Origin of the sequence: Pseudomonas sp. M5 (assembly GCF_016907075.1) — a bacterium.
Taxonomy (GTDB): Bacteria; Pseudomonadota; Gammaproteobacteria; order Pseudomonadales; family Pseudomonadaceae; genus Aquipseudomonas; species Aquipseudomonas putida_E.
Window position 1 is genome coordinate 2178351 of record NZ_JAFBBH010000001.1, and the last position, 17318, is coordinate 2195668.

Annotated in this window: 20 protein-coding genes; 7 read left to right on the plus strand and 13 right to left on the minus strand. The window is 61.9% G+C overall.

Going from position 1 to position 17318, the window contains the following annotated elements:
* Positions 1 to 38: 38 nt before the first annotated feature.
* From JOE27_RS09815 to JOE27_RS09845, 7 genes are all read right to left on the minus strand, one after another.
* A complete protein-coding gene (locus JOE27_RS09815; RefSeq protein ID WP_119687599.1) occupies positions 39 to 1277 on the minus strand; it encodes an RNA polymerase sigma factor in 1239 nt (412 codons plus the stop codon).
* Positions 1277 to 1762, minus strand: coding sequence for an SRPBCC family protein (locus tag JOE27_RS09820; RefSeq protein WP_174142421.1), 486 nt, complete (start codon positions 1760 to 1762; stop codon positions 1277 to 1279). The genes JOE27_RS09815 and JOE27_RS09820 overlap by 1 nt, the downstream gene beginning before the upstream one ends.
* 21 nt (positions 1763 to 1783) lie before the next feature.
* On the minus strand, positions 1784 to 2128 hold the full coding sequence (locus tag JOE27_RS09825; RefSeq protein ID WP_039603659.1) for a YciI family protein: 345 nt from the start codon (positions 2126 to 2128) through the stop codon (positions 1784 to 1786).
* 44 nt (positions 2129 to 2172) lie between these two features.
* A complete protein-coding gene (locus JOE27_RS09830) occupies positions 2173 to 2598 on the minus strand; it encodes a nuclear transport factor 2 family protein (protein ID WP_039603658.1) in 426 nt (141 codons plus the stop codon).
* A 125-nt stretch (positions 2599 to 2723) separates the two neighbouring features.
* Positions 2724 to 3368, minus strand: coding sequence for a LysE family translocator (locus tag JOE27_RS09835; RefSeq protein ID WP_046788043.1), 645 nt, complete (start codon positions 3366 to 3368; stop codon positions 2724 to 2726).
* Between the two features lie 78 nt (positions 3369 to 3446).
* Positions 3447 to 3779 carry a type II toxin-antitoxin system HicB family antitoxin gene (locus JOE27_RS09840; protein WP_039603657.1) on the minus strand — a complete coding sequence of 111 codons (333 nt, stop codon included), beginning with the start codon at positions 3777 to 3779 and terminating at the stop codon, positions 3447 to 3449.
* A gap of 298 nt (positions 3780 to 4077) precedes the next feature.
* Positions 4078 to 5043 (minus strand): threonine dehydratase, encoded by a 966-nt coding sequence (locus JOE27_RS09845; RefSeq protein WP_204918616.1) that lies wholly within the window; start codon positions 5041 to 5043, stop codon positions 4078 to 4080.
* A gap of 75 nt (positions 5044 to 5118) precedes the next feature.
* Between JOE27_RS09845 and JOE27_RS09850 the strand changes: the two genes are divergently transcribed.
* On the plus strand, positions 5119 to 6480 hold the full coding sequence (locus JOE27_RS09850; RefSeq protein ID WP_204920631.1) for a PLP-dependent aminotransferase family protein: 1362 nt from the start codon (positions 5119 to 5121) through the stop codon (positions 6478 to 6480).
* 66 nt (positions 6481 to 6546) lie between these two features.
* Here JOE27_RS09850 and JOE27_RS09855 read toward each other — a convergent pair whose 3' ends face one another.
* A complete protein-coding gene (locus JOE27_RS09855; RefSeq protein ID WP_046788041.1) occupies positions 6547 to 6804 on the minus strand; it encodes a DUF2790 domain-containing protein in 258 nt (85 codons plus the stop codon).
* A gap of 276 nt (positions 6805 to 7080) precedes the next feature.
* On the opposite strand from JOE27_RS09855, the gene JOE27_RS09860 reads away from it, so the two are divergent.
* The gene (locus JOE27_RS09860) at positions 7081 to 7530 is read left to right on the plus strand and encodes a GNAT family N-acetyltransferase (RefSeq protein WP_204918618.1); all 450 of its coding nucleotides are present in this window, start codon (positions 7081 to 7083) and stop codon (positions 7528 to 7530) included.
* Here the strand turns inward: JOE27_RS09860 and def are convergent.
* The 3 genes from def to JOE27_RS09875 all read right to left on the minus strand — a co-directional run bounded on the left by def (position 7485) and on the right by JOE27_RS09875 (position 9306).
* Entirely contained in the window at positions 7485 to 8021 is a 537-nt protein-coding gene (def, locus tag JOE27_RS09865) for a peptide deformylase (protein WP_012315683.1), read from the minus strand. The genes JOE27_RS09860 and def overlap by 46 nt on opposite strands.
* Positions 8018 to 8971: a YihY/virulence factor BrkB family protein gene (locus JOE27_RS09870; RefSeq protein ID WP_119687603.1), complete on the minus strand. Its 954-nt coding sequence runs from the start codon at positions 8969 to 8971 to the stop codon at positions 8018 to 8020. Before JOE27_RS09870 ends, def begins: the two co-directional genes overlap by 4 nt.
* A 155-nt stretch (positions 8972 to 9126) precedes the next feature.
* Positions 9127 to 9306 (minus strand): CsbD family protein, encoded by a 180-nt coding sequence (locus JOE27_RS09875; RefSeq protein WP_046788039.1) that lies wholly within the window; start codon positions 9304 to 9306, stop codon positions 9127 to 9129.
* A gap of 245 nt (positions 9307 to 9551) precedes the next feature.
* On the opposite strand from JOE27_RS09875, the gene JOE27_RS09880 reads away from it, so the two are divergent.
* Positions 9552 to 11021 carry a right-handed parallel beta-helix repeat-containing protein gene (locus JOE27_RS09880; protein WP_204918621.1) on the plus strand — a complete coding sequence of 490 codons (1470 nt, stop codon included), beginning with the start codon at positions 9552 to 9554 and terminating at the stop codon, positions 11019 to 11021.
* 111 nt (positions 11022 to 11132) lie between these two features.
* The gene (locus tag JOE27_RS09885; RefSeq protein WP_012315687.1) at positions 11133 to 11513 is read left to right on the plus strand and encodes a hypothetical protein; all 381 of its coding nucleotides are present in this window, start codon (positions 11133 to 11135) and stop codon (positions 11511 to 11513) included.
* Positions 11514 to 11515: 2 nt separating this feature from the next.
* Here the strand turns inward: JOE27_RS09885 and JOE27_RS09890 are convergent, their stop codons facing one another.
* Complete coding sequence (locus JOE27_RS09890) at positions 11516 to 12352, minus strand: S1-like domain-containing RNA-binding protein (protein WP_204918623.1); 837 nt, start codon at positions 12350 to 12352, stop codon at positions 11516 to 11518.
* Positions 12353 to 12484: 132 nt separating this feature from the next.
* Between JOE27_RS09890 and JOE27_RS09895 the strand changes: the two genes are divergently transcribed.
* Positions 12485 to 13345 (plus strand): DUF6279 family lipoprotein, encoded by an 861-nt coding sequence (locus JOE27_RS09895; protein ID WP_204918625.1) that lies wholly within the window; start codon positions 12485 to 12487, stop codon positions 13343 to 13345.
* Positions 13346 to 13378: 33 nt separating this feature from the next.
* On the opposite strand, the gene aceK is transcribed toward JOE27_RS09895, so the two are convergent.
* Positions 13379 to 15088, minus strand: a complete 1710-nt coding sequence (gene aceK, locus JOE27_RS09900; protein WP_204918627.1) for a bifunctional isocitrate dehydrogenase kinase/phosphatase — start codon at positions 15086 to 15088, stop codon at positions 13379 to 13381.
* Positions 15089 to 15237: 149 nt separating this feature from the next.
* Here aceK and JOE27_RS09905 point away from each other — a divergent pair, with 149 nt between their 5' ends.
* Positions 15238 to 16122 (plus strand): DMT family transporter, encoded by an 885-nt coding sequence (locus JOE27_RS09905; protein ID WP_046788086.1) that lies wholly within the window; start codon positions 15238 to 15240, stop codon positions 16120 to 16122.
* Between the two features lie 325 nt (positions 16123 to 16447).
* Positions 16448 to 17284, plus strand: coding sequence for an ABC transporter ATP-binding protein (locus JOE27_RS09910; protein ID WP_239539461.1), 837 nt, complete (start codon positions 16448 to 16450; stop codon positions 17282 to 17284).
* Positions 17285 to 17318 lie beyond the last annotated feature (34 nt).

Consider the following 17318-nt stretch of genomic DNA (forward strand, 5'->3'; position numbering starts at 1 on the left):
CTTCAGGCAGTACCGGCGACAGGGCCGGTGCTGCCGGGTCATTCCAACGCCTGCAGCTTTCCCTCGATATGCCGCCGTTCCGGCGCCTGATGCGTCAACTCCAGCGCCTGCCGCCAGGCCGCACGGGCCTGTTCTGCCTCACCCAACTGGTAATGCAGCTCCGCCCTTGCCGCATGCGCCAGGTGATAGTCGCGCAACTCGCCAGTCGCCAGAATTGTTTCAATCTCCGCCAACCCCACCCGCGGCCCATCCCGCTTGGCCAATGCCACCGCTCGGTTGAGCGCCACCACTGCGGACGGCCAATGCCGCTGCAGCACATCGTAAAGGCCGACAATCTGCGCCCAGTCCGTTTCACTTGCGCTCGCAGCCTCCGCATGCACCGCTGCAATCGCCGCCTGCACCGTGTAGGCACCGAACGCCCGGCTGCGCAACGCCAGCTGCACCAATTCACAGCCTTCGCTGATTTGCGCACCGTCCCACAGGCTGCGATCCTGCTGCTCGAGCAGCACCAGATTGCCTTGGGCATCGCTACGCGCGTGCTGGCGTGACGCCTGCAGCAACATCAGCGCCAGCAAACCGACCGCCTCCGGGTCCGGTAACAACTGCACCAGCAAGCGACCGAGGCGAATGGCTTCGTCACTCAACGCCTGTTGCACCAACGCCTCACCCGAAGACGCCGAATAGCCCTCGTTGAACACCAGGTAAATCACCCGCAACACGCTTTCCAGGCGCTCAGGCAATTCGTGCAGCTCCGGCACCTGGTAAGGAATGCGTGCGTCGCGGATCTTGGCCTTGGCGCGCACGATGCGTTGGGCAATGGTCGCTGGGCTCTGCAGGAAGGCACGGGCGATCTGCTCAGTGGTCAGGTCACAGACTTCGCGCAACGTCAAAGGCACCTGCGCATCGGCAGCCAGAGCCGGGTGGCAGCACGTGAAGATCAGCCGCAGGCGATCGTCGGCGAGCAATGCCTCATCACTGGGGTCTTGCCCCTGGCCCTCGATGAGCATGATCAGGTCAGCCTGCGAACGGTCGAAACGCGCACGCCGCCGCACCGCGTCAATGGCCTTGAAACGGCCGGTCGACACCAGCCATGCACGTGGGTTTTGGGGGATACCGTCACGCTGCCAGCGCTCGACGGCAATGAAGAAGGCATCATGCATGGCCTCCTCTGCCAGGTCGAAATCCCCCAGCAGGCGGATCAGCGTCGCCAGGATACGCCGCGAGTCCCGCCGGTAAACCCCCTCGATCTCGGCGCGTACCTGCACCAGCGTTGCCATCAGTCCGGCATCCGCTGGGTCACCACCTCCACCAGGCGGTCCAGGCTTTCTCCCCACCCCTGGTGAAAACCCATTTCTTCATGGGCCGTGCAGTCGGCAGCGCTCCAGTGCCAAGCGCGGGCGGTATAACGGGTCTTGCCGTGTTCCTCGTCAAAGGTCACCACTGCGGTCATGAAGGCCTTGGCAGACGGCACCCAGCCTGGCCCGAACGCATCGGTGAACACCAGCCGACGTGGCGCGGCGATCTCCAGGAACACACCCTGGGTGGGGTAGTCGGTACCGTCGGGGGCGCGCATCAAGGTACGAAACAGGCCACCGACCCAGAGCTGCATTTCACATTCAGGCGTGGTCATGCCATGCGGCCCCCACCACTGCATCAGCCACTGGGGTTCGGTCCAGGCACGGAACACCTTGGCGGGCGGGGCGTCGATCAGGCGGCTGATGGCCAACTCGTGTTGCACTTGCGCAGGTTGGGCAAGGCTCATTCTTGTTGTTCTCCGTTGCGGTCAGGGTTGCAGTTCGCGCACGGGCCTTACTTCAACGCTGCCGACCCGTGCGGCCGGGATGCCTTTGGCAATGTTCAATGCCTCGTTGAGATCGCGGGCATCGACCAGGTAAAAACCCGCAAGCTGCTCTTTGGTCTCGGCGAACGGGCCATCGGTCAGGCTCATGTGGCCACCGCGCATGCGTACCGTGGTGGCGGTCTGCACCGGTTTCAGCGCCTCGGCCGCGAGCATGCGCCCACAGCGCTGCAGCGACTCGGCGTAAGCCATGCATTCGGCATCTTCGGGGCTGTCGGGCAGGCTGTGCAGCAGCCCCTCGTCACAATAGACCAGGCACAGGTATTTCATGGTGATCTCCACGGCATTGGCAAAGTGCGTTTGGCGATAGCTGATCAGGGTTTGAGATCAAACAGCGCTTTCTGGGTTTCCACATCGAAAGGCGCCGACCAGTGCTCGTGGATGACCCGCCACTGGCCGGCGGTCTTGCGATAGCCCACGGTGACGCGCATGAAACCGCACTGGCTTTCGTCATCCGACGGGCCGCAGCGGTTGAGCCAATGGGCCAGGCCCAGCTCGCCATCGGCGTACACCGTGAGTTCGGCCAACTCGAACGTCATCGGGCCGGTGCAAAAACCCATGCACATTTCCCAATGTGCCTGGTACACGGCCTTGCCCTTGAACTGCAGTTCCTTGATCGCATCGAAGGCGACGATGTCGTCGGCATAGGGGGCGGTGATACCTGGGATGTCACGATCGCGCACCGCTTGCATCCAGCGTTCGATCAGTTCACGGATTTCGCTTTCGGCCTGGGTATTCATGAGGGGCTCTCCGAAGTGCGGGTGGCGCCGGTACTCGGCGCCTTCAACACTGGTCGAACGAGAGAGCGGGAAATCGACAACAGGGAGGAAAAAGGCTGACAGGCGCGGCGGCCCCCTGTAACTGCCTACACGCCCGGGCTGGCCAGTATGAATTCGCGATAGCCCGAAACGATCACGTACACCGCGAAATAGCAGAAAATCGCTGCCGAGAGCAGGTATGACCACGTCAGCAGACGGTCACCGAGCAAACGCCCACCATGGCTGGCGATGCCGCACAGGCTCAGGCACCAGACCAGCCCTGCAGCGAAAAAGCCGCCGAGAAACAACCCGGCCTCCAGCAGGCTACCGCCACCGGAACGGGAAATCAGCACGCCACCGACAGCGGCGAACCACAAAATGGCGGTGGGCGACGACATGGCCAGGAAGATACCGCGCATGAATTCGCGCCAGGCCGATTCCGCCACCACCTCGCTGCGCGCTTCCATATGCCCGCCGCGCCAGGCCGCCAGCAGCATCTTCAGCGCGAACCACACCAGCAGCGCCGAACCACCCAGCCACAAGGCCCAGCGCACGCTCTCGAACTGCAGCAACACGGTCATGCCGGCCAGCGCTGCGATCGCATACACCAGGTCACCGACACACGTGCCCAGGCCGAGCCAGAACCCTTGCAGGAAACCGCGCTGCATGGCCAGGGTGATCATGGCGATATTGGCCACACCGATATCAAGACACAGGGACAGGCTGAGGAGAAAACCGTTGGAGAAAGGCATTGAATACTCGATGACGGGTAAATGAGCGCCGTAGAGCCTGCCATGAGTGATTGCGGGATTGGAAGAACAAGTGTTCGATCAGGCCAGCGCCGCCTGTTCAAACACCTCGTCGGCCCACTGGTTCAGGCTTTTGCCTGCCGCACGGGCAGCAACGCTGGCAGCGGCATGGATTTCGGGCCGAATACGCAGCATGACCTTCCCCGATGCCGGCTTTTCGGGAGTGATGCCCTGTTCCGCGCAATCGGCCAGGTAGTCCTCCAACGCATGACGGAAGGCCTCATGCAGTTCCGGGACAGAACTTGCGTGGAAACTGATGATGTCGCGAATCCCCAGCACGCGGCCGACGAAAATATCATCACGCTCATCATATTCAATACGGGCGGCATAGCCCTTGTAGCGCATGCAACTCATCATTTCACTCCTGCCCGCAGCAAGAATTCGCGGGCCTCTTCAATCTGATACCGCCTGGCCTCCTTGCCTGGATGGGGACGATGGCACCTCCAGCACTGGCCGCCAAGCACCAGTTTGACCCGGGAGCCTTGCCGCTCCAGCACCTGCCCCCCGAGGTGCAGCACCAGCGTTTCAATCTCGGAAAAGGCTAGTGACGACGTGGTTGGCGTCCTCAGGATAGCGTCGAGAATTTTTCGGTATCGAGTATTCATGGAAAAATGCTATCAAAATAAGATAGCACTTATTCCAAGATATTCATTCAGGATCTTTCATTGCCCCCGAGAATCCGCGCATACCGCGCCCGGTCCACGTTCGCTCCGCTCAACACCACAGCCACGCGCTTGCCGGCCTGCTGTTCGCGCTCTTGCATCAACGCCGCCAGCGCTGCGGCACCTGCACCTTCGGCAGTGTTGTGCGTGGCCTCGTGGTAAACCCGCATGGCTTCGGCGACTTCACTGTCGGTGACCCGCACGATCCGCGCAGCGTGCTCGCGCACCAGGGCAAAGGCTTGCGGATGGGGTACCCGGCAAGCCATGCCATCGGCGAAGGTTTCGGCAGTGGCAGTGGTGACGATATGGCCCTGCTCAAAGCTCTGGGCATAGGCATCAGCCGCGCTGGACACCACACCGACGATCTGGGTTTTCAAACCCAGCAGGTTACGCGCCTGGATCAGCCCGCAAATGCCTGACCCCATGCCGATCGGCACGTAAACGCAGTCCAGGTCACGTACTGCCTCGAACAACTCCAGGGCATAAGTGGCCACGCCCCGCACCAACTCCGGGTGGAACGAAGGCACCATGGCATACCCCAGCACCTCGGCCAGCCGCGCGGCTTCTTCACGGGCCACATCGAAATCCGCACCGTGCTCGACCAACTCGGCCCCCAGTGCGCGCATGGCGGCGTTCTTCTCTGTGGAATTGCCCTCAGGGACTACGATGACCAACGCAATGCCTGCCTGCCGTGCCGCCAGGGCCATGCTTTGGCCGTGGTTGCCACGGGTTGCGGTGACCAGCCCGCGGGGTGGATTGCCGCCCGCCAGCAGCGAGCGCACATAGACCAGACCGCCCCGGACTTTGAAAGCCCCGGTGGGTGCGTGATTTTCGTGCTTCACCCACACCTCGCAGCCCAGCCGCTCAGCCAGCAACGGCCAGGCGTGCTGGGGCGTGGCAGGTACATGTTGGTGAACGAAATCGGCGGCTTCGCGCAGGGCGGCAAGGTCGAACATGGCGATCATCCCTTTCGGTAGGTGGTTGATCCGATCCTAAGCGCGGGGCATTGTATGGGTACAACCTTATATTGCATGGGTAGCAATTTCGTGTGGATCCCGCAGCTCGTCGACGATGATCAACCCCGGTATCTGGCACTGGTCGACGCTATAGGCAACGCCATCGAGAGCGGCGTGCTCAAGGTCGGTGACCGCCTGCCGCCGCAACGGCGCCTGGCCTGGAAACTGGGCCTGAACCCCAGCACCACCCAACAGGCCTACCGTGAAGCCGCCGCTCGCCACCTGGTGGCGGGTGAAGTGGGCCGCGGTACCTATGTGCTGGCGGGGAGCAAGGAAGCGACCTTGTTTCGCCTCAAACACTGCGAAGGGCAAACGCGGCTGATCGACCTGTCGACCAATGTACCGGTTGCCGATCCGCACAATCATGATCTGCACGACAGCTTGCGCAGGCTGCTGCAAGGTCACGACCACGGCTTGCTCGACCATTACCTGGGCCCCGAGCAGTTGCTGCTGGGGCGCATCCGCGGCGCCCACTGGCTGGGCAATCGCGGCCTGGCCCTGTCGGCCGACCAACTGTTGCTGTGCGGCGGAGCCCAGCAGGCGCTGGCACTGGTGCTGCAGTCATTCTGCCAGGCGGGTGAGCCCGTCATGCTTGAAGCCCTGACCGCTCCGGGCATCAAGGCCGCCTGCCGGCAACTGCGTCTGCCCGTGCATGGCGTCGCACTGGACAACCAAGGCCTGCGGCCCGATGACCTGGACCGGGTGGCGCGCGCCAGCGGTGCCCGGGTGCTGGTGACCACACCTACCCTGCACAACCCCACGGGCGCCTGCATGGATGATGCTCGCCGCGAGGCAATCGCTGGGGTAGTCAAACGCCTGGGGTTATTGGTGATCGAAGATGATGTGTATGGCGCACTCACCGACCGGCCGCCGCTCTACCCGCTATTGGGCGATCAAGGGATCTACATCAGCAGCCTGTCCAAGACGGTGGCTGCAGGCTTGAGGTTGGGGTGGATCGTGGGCAGCGCGAAGTTGCTGTCACAGGTCGACCCGCATGCCCAGGCCAGCCACTGGCCGGTGTCGCCATTGGGCTTGCATGTCGCTTGCCAATGGATCGATGACGGTACCGCCGCCCGGCGGCTAGCCTGGCAGAGAGCAGAAATTTGCGAGCGCTGGCGCCTGGCACGCAGGCTGCTGGCTGGTGGGCTGCACAACGCAGGTCAGGCTTCACCCCACGCGTGGCTGGGCACGCCGCAGGGGGCTGAGGCAGTGGTAAAGCAGTGTCGTGAGCAAGGTGTGGAAGTCGTCCCGGCGAGTGTCTTCGCCATTGGCGCAAGCGAGGTGCAGGCCGTACGCATCAGCCTGTCGGCGGCAGGCAGCCGGGCTGAACTGAAACGCGGCCTGGAAGTAATACGCCAGGTACTGTCTGCTCAATGAACCCCGCGTGACGAAAGCAGCCTCTTCGCTACTGCCCAGTGCGAAAAGGCCGCTAACGCAGGAACATCAACCCTGCTGGCAACCTTCGCCCATGGCGCGGTACTGAATGGTGTGCACCTGGCCCTGATGGTCTTCATAGGTCATGGTCGCAGGCACCACTTCGCAGACATTGGGGATGGTCGACAGGTTGATCACCCGTTTGATGTCAAGGTTCATGGAATAGTCGTACTGCTGGGCCACAGGCTCGGTGGAGACGGCTTTGGCCTCATCGGCAAGGGCGAACGAGGACATACCGACCAATGCAAGAATCAGTAATGGTTTCATGGATGTTTGGCCTTTGAATCAATCAAGCTGATCGATTGACTTCATATGCCGTCAATGGCGCGGAGAAGTTGTCATCAACTGCGAAGATGACACGAAGTACCGATCCCGCTGTGTCGTACTGCCAGGGGGGATACGTGAAATTCTACTCCCGGTCTGGAATAGTTGAACCCCGAACTCGGACATTCACCCTTGCAGCTTTTGCAACAATCTGCGACAAAGCGAAACGGATTGATGGCCCGAAATGATTGGGCTAGAGCTGTTTGCCAGCGGAATACCATGACGCCACTCCTCTGCACCCCACTGACCGACCTTGAGCGGCGGCTGCTAGACCACTTCTATCGCCAGCAGGGCTCGCGCATGCGTGCAGCCAGCGAGGGTGAGTTGTGGGTGGCGCGCAGCGGCGAAATCGTTGCGGGCTTGAGCTTGAGCGCTGTTGCCGGTGGCCGGTGGCTCACCGGCCTGCTGGTAGCCCCAGAGTGGCGAAACCAGGGTGTGGCCGCGCGCCTGGTCAACGCAGCACTGACCGAAGGCCGTGGCCCAACGTGGCTGTTCTGCCACCCGGACCTCGAAGCCTTTTACCAACGTCTGGGGTTCTCCCCGGCGAACATGTTGCCTGAAACGCTGGGGTCACGCCTGGCACGCTACCAACGCAGCAAACGCCTGATGGCGATGGTGCATGGTCAGTCGTCGCTGGCGTCAAGGCCAGGGAACAGCACCTCGGTGTAACCGAACTTGGCGAAATCCTGAATCCGCGAAGGATACAGCCGCCCGATCAGGTGGTCGCATTCATGCTGTACCACGCGTGCATGAAACCCGTCGGCAACCCGGTTGACCGGGTTGCCCTGCGGGTCGATGCCCTCATAGCTGATGTGCTTGTAGCGAGGCACCACCCCACGCAGGCCAGGCACAGACAAGCAGCCTTCCCACCCCTCCTCGATCTCGGTGGACAGCGGAGTGATCACCGGGTTGAGGAGAATGGTCTGTGGCACCGCCTCGGCATCGGGGTAACGCTCACTGCGCTCGAAACCGAAAATGACCAGTTGCAAGTCGATGCCGACCTGCGGTGCGGCCAGCCCCACGCCGCCGACATGGCGCATGGTTTCGAACATGTCGTCGATCAACTGCTGCAGTTCGGCGCTGCCGATCAGGTGTTCTGGCACCGGGGCTGCGACGCGCAGCAGGCGCTCGTCGCCCATCTTCAGGATGTCACGGATCATCGCGGGTTCGGCTCGGTAGGCTGGTGCTCGACGGGATGTTCATGGCCGAGCACGGTCAGGGTTTCCTTGGCTTTATCGCCCTCGAAATCCTTTTCGCCAGGGTCTTTGCCCTCAGCGGACATATGTTCGATCACAGCGTTCATCTCCGCGCCCAGCAACAATACGGCGGCAGAAATGTAGAAATACAACAGCAATACAATGATCGCACCGATACTGCCATACATGGCGTTGTAGTCGGCGAAAGTCTTCACATAGTAAGCGAATGCCAGCGAAGCGATGATCCAGACCACCACCGCCAGCACTGAGCCTGGAGTGATGAAGCGAAACTTCTGTTTCACGTCGGGCATCACGTAGTAGATCACCGCCACCGCCACCATCATCAGGATGATGATCGCCGGCCACCGCAAGATCGTCCACACCGTGACGATCACTTCCTGCATGCCGATCTGAGCCGCGATCCACTCCATCACCTGAGGCCCCAGCACCATCAACGCTGCCGCCGCCAGCAGCATACCGGCAATGCCGACGGTATAGACAATCGACAATGGTATGCGCTTCCACACCGGGCGCCCTTCGGGCACGTCATAGGCGGCATTCATGGCACTCATCATCAGCCGTACGCCTGCAGAGGCGGTCCACAACGCGATGACGATACCCACCGACAGCAGGCCACCTTTGGACTGCTGCAACTGATCGATGACGGGGTTGACCTGTTCCAACGCCTGGGGCGGCAGTACCAGCTCCGATTGCATGCGCAGCCACGAGAAGAAATCCGGCAGGTGCAGAAAACCGATCAGTGCGATCAGGAACAGCAGGAACGGGAACAACGAAAACAGCATCTGGTAAGCAAGCGCAGAGGCGTAGGTGGACATCTCGTCGTCAAGGAATTCCTTGACGGTGCGCACCAGAATGCGGTGAAGGGGCAAGCCACCCAGGTCGGGAAAAATCATAGCGTCTCCTTTCGCCGCTTGATCAGTACATCAGGGAAGTCTAATAGACCACGCGACTGGTGTGCTGCTCCCTGGTGGACTTGAAGAAAAATTTGCAGTCTTGATCAACAGCCCCATCCCCGTCTGCTGGCGACGGGGCTGTAGTCATACCGTGATCAAGGCTTTTTCACAGCATCCTTGACGTCGCCCTTGACCTGCTGCCCTTCGCCCTTGATTTCCTGGGCCTTGCCTTCTGCGCGCAGCTTGTCATTGTCGGTGACTTTGCCCACACCTTGCTTGATGTTGCCCACTGCTTCGTTGGCCATACCTTTGACTTTGTCTTTAGTGCCGCTCATGGCAAATCTCCTGCAAATGGAGACACGTGATCCGTGTCGACAAAAGGTGGACCCAGCGGCCAGTTCAGGAGTTTCAAACATTTTTGCAATCTCAAGCCGAGCGGTAAATATGCGGGCGAATACCGCACTGAATCGGCTACCTACGTCTGCGCAACGCCGCCCTGCTGCCCTAGAATCGCGGGCAAACGGCAGCCCTATAGAGACTGCATGCTTATAAAAACAACAGCTTACGGAACCCTGCACCCATGCGTTTGATGCCCCTGCTGGCAGCCTTGCTACCGCTGCTGCCCCTGCCCGCGCTTGCTGGCGCAACGGCCACCGAAATTCTGCGGGTCGACCGCTACACCGACGACGGCCAGCCAGGGACCCTGCGCTGGGCGATCGAAACCAGCAACCAGAACCCCGGCCACTACCGCATCGACATCGCCGCGGTCGGCCAAGCGCCATTTGTCATCCGGCCGACCCGCGCCCTGCCTGAAATCAAAGGCCCGGTGCAGATCACCGGCCTGCCTTGGGCGCGCGACGGCCAATACGTTGCCATCGACGGCGCCGGCTATATCAAGGACCAGGGAGTACGCACCTGCCCCGGCGCCCTGCCCGGCCAGTTCGGCACCAACGTGCGCACCACGACCAACCCCGGGCTGGTGCTGCGCGACACCCAGGGCGTACACCTCAGTGGCCTGGAAGTGCGCAACTTCTGCATCGGCATCCTGGTCAACCGCGCCAGCCACAACGTCATCGAAGACAACCGCATCGTCGCCAACAAGGGCGGTGCCGGTATCATGCTGACCGGCGATGACGGTGCCGGTAACCCCACGGCCACCACCACGGTCAACAACAAGGTGCTGCGCAACCAGCTGATCGACAATGGCGATGGCCTGGAGCTGACCCGCGGCGCGGCGTTCAACCTGGTGGCCGACAACCTGTTCCGTTCGACTGCAGCCAACCCGGAGCCGTCCCAAGGCATCGAGATTCTGCTGGGCAACGACAACAGCGTGGTACGCAACCGCTTCGAGAACTACTCCGACGGCCTGCAGATCAACTGGGGCAAGCGCAACTACCTGGGCGCCAATACCTTCAGCGGCAACTCGATCGGCGTCAGCGTCACCGGCCAAGGCAATATCCTCGACGGCAACCTGATCCACGGCAACCGCATCGGCGTGGCGCTGCGCCCGGAGCCGGAAGTCACCACCACGCGCCTGACCGGTAACCGGATCTGGGGCAACAGCCTGGATATCCGCCGCTGCGAAGCTGGCGGCTCTTGCGTACCGGATCAGCGCACGGGCGCCATCGTTTTTGGCGTGCCAGCCCAGGCCCATGCACTGTACGTAGGCTCTCGCGGGGTCGGTGCCGACCTGCCGAAAAAGGACCAGGCCGTGATCTGCGATGCCAAGGGCCAGCCCAAGCCCTGCCAGCCGCTGCCCAACCATAACCAGCAGGCACCACGGCTGTTGGCCCTGAACGACAATGTGCTGCGCGGCGAAGTGCAGGGGCCGGCATCGAGCCTGCTGCGGGTCGAGCTGTTCGGCAATGCCCAGGCACAAGGCACTGAGGCCGAGCAGTACCTGGGGGAAGTACTGGTGAACAGCGATGCCAAGGGGCAGGCGCAGTTTGCCCAGCGGCTGGAGAATGCCGATGGGCTGCGCAGCTTTACCGCCACCGTGACCACGGCCGATGGCGCGACCTCCGAGTTGAGCCAGCCACTTCGCCGCTAGGGTAGCTGGCCCCATCGCCGGCACGCCGGCGATGGGGCCATCAAACCTTGCTCCGCTACCCGCCACCCCTCACAATGCAGCCCTTCATAGCGTCACACCGCAGGAACCTGCATGAAACTCGACAAACCCGCCGCCATCGCCCGGCGCAACGAAGCATTGGCCAAGCCGGTGCTCACCAGTGCCAACACGCTGTTCGCCATCCTCGACCCCAAACGCAACCTGTGGTGGTTCGAAGTACCGGTGGCGCTGCTGCGCAAGGGCCAGCCCGACTGGGTCAACCTGCTGCTGCACACCCCTGAAAGCGACGAACTGCAGCACCTGAAGGTCCCGACCAACTTCCTCAAGGCGCATCAGGAGCAGATGGAGGTGCGCAATGCTGGCAAGCGCCGCTCGACCATCAGCCTGGCGCTGAGCGCCGACCGTGACTCGCTGCTGCGCGACACCCGCCCGGGCGGCGAGCAGCTCGACTTCAGCACATTCGTGCAGGCCTGACCTCAGACCCGCTCGATGCGATCGTCATGGATGACGATCCGGCCCTGTTTGAACAACGCACCGATGGCCTTCTTGAAGTTGCCCTTGCTGACGTTGAACATGCGGCTGATCACCTCTGGGTCGCTCTTGTCGCACACCGGCAACACGCCCCCTTCGGCCTCCAGGCGCTGCATGATCTGCTCATGCAAGCCGTCCGCAAGCGCCTGGCCAACCGGTTGCAGGCTCAACGCGATCTTGCCGTCATGGCGCACTTCCTTGATGAAACCCTTCTCGTGCATACCCGAACGCATGAACTTGAAGATTTCATTCTTGTGGATCAGGCCCCAATGACGGTTGTTGATGATGGCCTTGAAGCCCATCGGCGTCTCGCCCGCCACCAGCAGCTCGACCGGCTGACCGACCTGGTAATCGGCCGGGGTACGGTCCAGATAGCGGTCCAGGCGTGAAGTGGCGGTGATGCGCCGGGTGCGCTTGTCGAGGTAGACATGCACCACGCAGTAGTCGCCGATCTTCAGCGGCCGCGCCTCTTCCGAGTACGGCATCAGCAGGTCCTTGGACAGGCCCCAGTCGAGGAAGATGCCCGCACCGTTGATGTCCTTGACCTTGAGGCTGGCGAATTCGCCAACCTGCACCTTGGGCTTCTCGGTGGTGGCGATCAGCTGGTCTTCGCTGTCCAGATAGAGGAACACGTTGAGCCAGTCATCGACCTCGGTTTCGGCGTTCTTCGGGATGTAGCGCCCGGGCAGCAGGATCTCGCCGTCGGGGCCGCCGTCCAGGTAGAGGCCGAAGTCCACGTGTTTCACGATTTGCAAACTGTTGTAACGCCCAAGCAGAGCCATTTCCGATGTTCCTCAAGACAAGGCGGCTATTCTACACCTGAAGCCAGCGCGCCGCCCGACCGCTGATTCGGCGGAACCGTCGTGGAGTACTCGCGTCTACCGTGTGGCCAGCCATCTGCAAGGGATCAGCACATGTTTCTACGCCTGTCCAAAGCCCTGATCATCGCCACGGCATTTGCGCTGGCACTGGTGGCCTGCAGCCGTATAGACCTGGCCTACCGCAACCTCGACCGGCTGGTCCCGTGGTCGCTGGACGACTACCTGGCCATGAACCGTGACCAGAGGTCATTGCTCGACGAACGGCTCAAGCAGCACCTGGCCTGGCATTGCACGACCGAACTGCCAGGGTACCTCGACTGGCTCGACCGCGTACGCAGCATGGTCGCCGAGGGGCAAGTGACCGACCAGGCGCTGCAACAGCGCATGAACGAAGCCCGGCAGGCGATCGGTCGCGTTGCAGAAGCCATCACCCCGTCGGCCGCCGAGCTGCTGCGCGGCATGAGCGATGCCCAGGTCGCGCAGCTGGGCGAAGCTTTGCGTGAAGACATCAGTGAACGGCAAGAGAAATACGTCGATACCCCCCTATCCAAACAGGTCGCCCGCCGCGCCGAGCGTATGGAAAAACGCCTGACACCCTGGTTCGGCGAACTCACCGCAGCACAACGACAGCGCGTGCAAACCTGGGCACAGGCGCTGGGCGACCAGAACCGCCAGTGGATCGCCAACCGTGCGCACTGGCAACAACAGCTGATGCTGGCCATGAACCAGCGCAGCGACGCAAGCTTCGAACCGCGCCTGGCGCAATTGCTGCAGCGCAAGGAAAGCCTGTGGACTGCGCAATACCGCGCTGCCTTCGAGAACAGCGAGCAGCAGACACGCAGCCTGTTGATCGACCTGCTGCAACAGAGCAGCCCGGCCCAGCGGCAGTATCTTCAGGGGCGGCTGGCCAAGGTGCGTACCGACTTCAGTGAGCTCAAGTGTCTTAAGGGATAGGCAGGTCAATCGGTATCCGCCCGATAACCCGCCTCAGCGCCCTTTGCGCCGATACGGGAACACATCGATCACCTTGCCTTCGCGGATAGATGCCTGCAGCCCCTTCCAGTAATCCGCGTCATACAGCTCCCCATGCAACCTGCTGAATAAACGCCGCTGGCCCATATCGGCAAACAGAAACGGCGGGAACTCCTCCGGGAATACATCGTGCGGCCCGATCGAATACCACGGCTCCCCCGACATCTCGTCCTCCGGGTAGCGCGGCGGTGGGATATGGCGGAAATTCACCTCGGTCAGGTAGCTGATCTCGTCATAGTCGTAGAACACCACACGACCATGGCGGGTAACCCCGAAGTTCTTCAGCAGCATGTCGCCTGGAAAGATGTTCGCTGCGGCCAACTGCTTGATGGCCAGGCCATAATCCTCCAGCGCTTCGAGCACCTGGCCTTCGCTGGCCTGCTCCAGGTACAGATTGAGCGGGATCATGCGCCGTTCGGTCCAGCAATGGCGGACCAGCACCGTATCGCCTTCCACAGCCACGGTGGACGGCGCCACCTCCAGCAGCTCGGCCAGGCACTCAGGCTCGAACTTGGCCCGGGGGAAACGAAAGTCGGCGAACTCCTGGGTATCGGCCATGCGCCCAACCCGGTCGACACTCTTCACCAGGCGGTACTTGTCGATCACCGTCGCACGGTCGACCGTCTTGGACGGCGAAAAGCGGTCCTTGATGATCTTGAATACGGTATTGAAGCCCGGCAAGGTGAACACACTCATCACCATACCGCGCACACCGGGTGCCATGATGAAACGGTCGTCGGTACTGGCCAAGTGGTTGATCAGCGCGCGATAGAACTCCGACTTGCCGTGCTTGTAGAAGCCGATCGAGGTGTACAACTCGGCAATGTGCTTGCTTGGCAGTATGCGCTTGAGGAAATTGACGAACTCCGCCGGCACCGGCACGTCGACCATGAAGTACGAACGGGTGAAGGAGAAGATGATCGAGACCTCGGCCTCGTCGGTGATCAGTGCATCCGCCTCTATGCCATGGCCTTCGCGGTGCAGCAGCGGGATCACCAGGGGCCACTGCTCATCGCTGTTGTACAGCCGGCCCACCAGGTAAGCGCCCTTGTTGCGGTACAGCACCGGCACGAACAGTTCAACGGCCAGGGCCGGGTCCTTGCACACCCAGTCCGGCAGGCAGTCGCGCAGTTGCTCTTCAAGGCGCGACAGGTCGCTCTCAAGGTCACCGTAATCGAACGCATAGTCGCAGAAGATAGCCCGCAACAGGCCCTTGAGGCTGCCATCGGGCATATAGGTGCGGGTCTGTGCAGCACGCTCATGGTTGCGTATCGACGGCCGGGTGGTGTGGATGAACATGCAGCCATCGCTGATCTGATCATGGCTGAACAGGCTGCAGAACAAGGAGTTGTACCAAGTCTCCGACAGCTCATCGTCCAGCCGCGGGTCGATCAGGCGTATATAGGCACTTTTCACCAAGGGCCACTGTTCGACCTCCAGCAGCACTTCTTCATCGAACCCGTCACGCAGCCAGCCGTTGACCTCACCGACCTTCTGCTCATAGAGGTTGATCCGCGCCGCCGCTGCCCGCTGGATGTCCTGCCAGCGCGCCTGCTCGAAGCGCTCGCGGGCGCCCAGGGTGATGCGGCGAAAGTGTTCGCGGTAGTCGTCGAAGCCATCGAGGATCATCCGGGCGATTTCGCCGGCCGGCCAGTGCTGGGTCATGCAGGACACCTCGGTGCGGGGTGAGATAGACAGCTTAGTCGCCTGTGCAACTTTGCGGAGCCTCGACCGGCTTACACCGCAAGAAAGGACAAGAACCGCCCGTGCACCATCGCGTACACTCGCGCCCTGCCCTGTACCCGGAGACCACCGTGAGCCCCATCGCCCTGACCCGCCTGCTGACCCTTGCCGCCGTCTGGGGGGCGAGCTTTCTGTTCATGCGCATCATCGCCCCCGAACTGGGCACCGTGCCTACCGCCTTCTTTCGCGTGTCCATCGCCTGCCTCGGCCTGATCGCCATACTCGCCGCAGCCCGCGTACGCTGGAACTTCGAGGGCAAACTCGGCGCTTGCCTGGTCCTGGGCATGATCAACTCAGGCATCCCCGCCACCTTCTATTCGGTGGCAGCCCAGGTACTGCCGGCGGGGTATTCGGCGATCTTCAACGCCACCACGCCACTGATGGGGGTGCTGATCGGCGCACTGTTCTTCCGCGAGGCCATGACCCTGCCCAAATTGTGCGGCATCTTCCTTGGCCTGTTCGGTGTCGGCATTCTCAGTGGCGCAGGCCCGGTGGCACTGGACATGGCACTGCTGCAAGGCGCCCTGGCCTGCCTGGCGGCAACCACCTGCTATGGCTTCGCAGGCTTTCTGGCGCGGCGCTGGATCAGCGGCCTGGACAGCCGCCTCTCGGCGCTGGGCAGCATGCTCGGCGCCACGCTGATGATGACGCCACTGTTCGCCTGGAGTGCGCTGACCCAGCCGCCTGCCAGCTGGGGCGGCTGGCAGGTGTGGCTGTCGCTGCTGGGCCTGGGCCTTGTGTGCACGGCCTTCGCCTACATCCTGTACTTCCGCCTGCTGGCCGAGATTGGCCCGGTCAAGGCCAGTACCGTGACCTTCTTGATTCCGGTCTTCGGTGTGCTGTGGGGCGCGTGGCTGCTGGACGAATCGCTGTCGATGGGCCACCTGTATGGCGGCCTGCTGATCGCTGCCGCGCTGTGGCTCGTACTCAAGCCCGCGCGCCGCGCTCAGGCCTGATACAGCAACCCTGTAGGCGCCGGCTTGTCGGCGATCAATCCAACACCGTTTCACCAGTAAAACCACACACTTTGACGTTACCCCAAATGCCCGGCAACTACGCACGAAGCCAAATTCATGCGCGGTTGCTGGGCATTTTTGTGCCACATAGAAAACTACGTTTCATATATAAAACAAAGCAAAACAGGTCATAACTTCGCAAACACTTAATAACTAAGCACTTTCATATTTAATTCTGGAAATTACCCACCTGGCATTGTTCATGCACTAAACGGCGTATCACCTATAAAACAGACCAGAGACCGCGCCCATGGCTGTGAAAGAGATGTACGCAATCGCCCCGCAATGGCATGAACCGCAGCGCAACGAAGACCCGGCCCCCACGGAAATCGAATTCCGTAATGTCGGCAAGGCCTTCCCCGCCAAGGGCAAGACGGATGCCCCATTCGCCATCCGAGGCGTGAACTTCCAGATCCGTCGCGGCGAAGTGGTGTCGATCATCGGTCCTTCCGGCTGTGGCAAAAGCACCATCCTCAACATGGGCTCAGGCCTGTACCGGCCCACGGAAGGCGAAGTGCTGGTCGGCGGTGAAGCCGTCAACGGCCCGGTCCCCAAAGTTGCCTTCATGCTGCAGAAAGACCTGCTGATGCCATGGCGCAGCATCCGCCGCAACGTCGAACTGGGCCTGGAAATCCAGGGAATGCCTGCCAGCCAGCGCAAGGTCATCGCCGAGGATCTGCTCAAGCGCTGCCACCTGCAAGGCTTCGCCGACCACTACCCGTTCCAGCTGTCCGGCGGCATGCGCCAGCGCGCTGCGCTCGCCCGCACCCTGGCGATCGACCCGCAGGTGCTGTTTCTCGACGAACCGTTCTCGGCCCTTGATGCGCAAACCAAGATGATCCTGCAACAGGACCTGGCGCAGATGCTGTTCGAGGAAAAGAAGACCGCTCTGTTCATCACCCACGACCTGGTCGAGGCCATTGCGCTGTCCGACCGCCTGCTGGTGATGAGCGCCCGCCCTGGCACGATCATCGAAGAAATCGAAATCGACCTGCCCTATCGCAACAACCCGCTGGAACGCCGAAAGCTGCCGGAAATCGGCCCGCTGGCCGGCCGCCTGATGGATCTGCTGAAGGTCGGCGAAGACCTCGACCTGCACTGACCGACGCCCCACTCACCACTCGGGAGTTCGCATG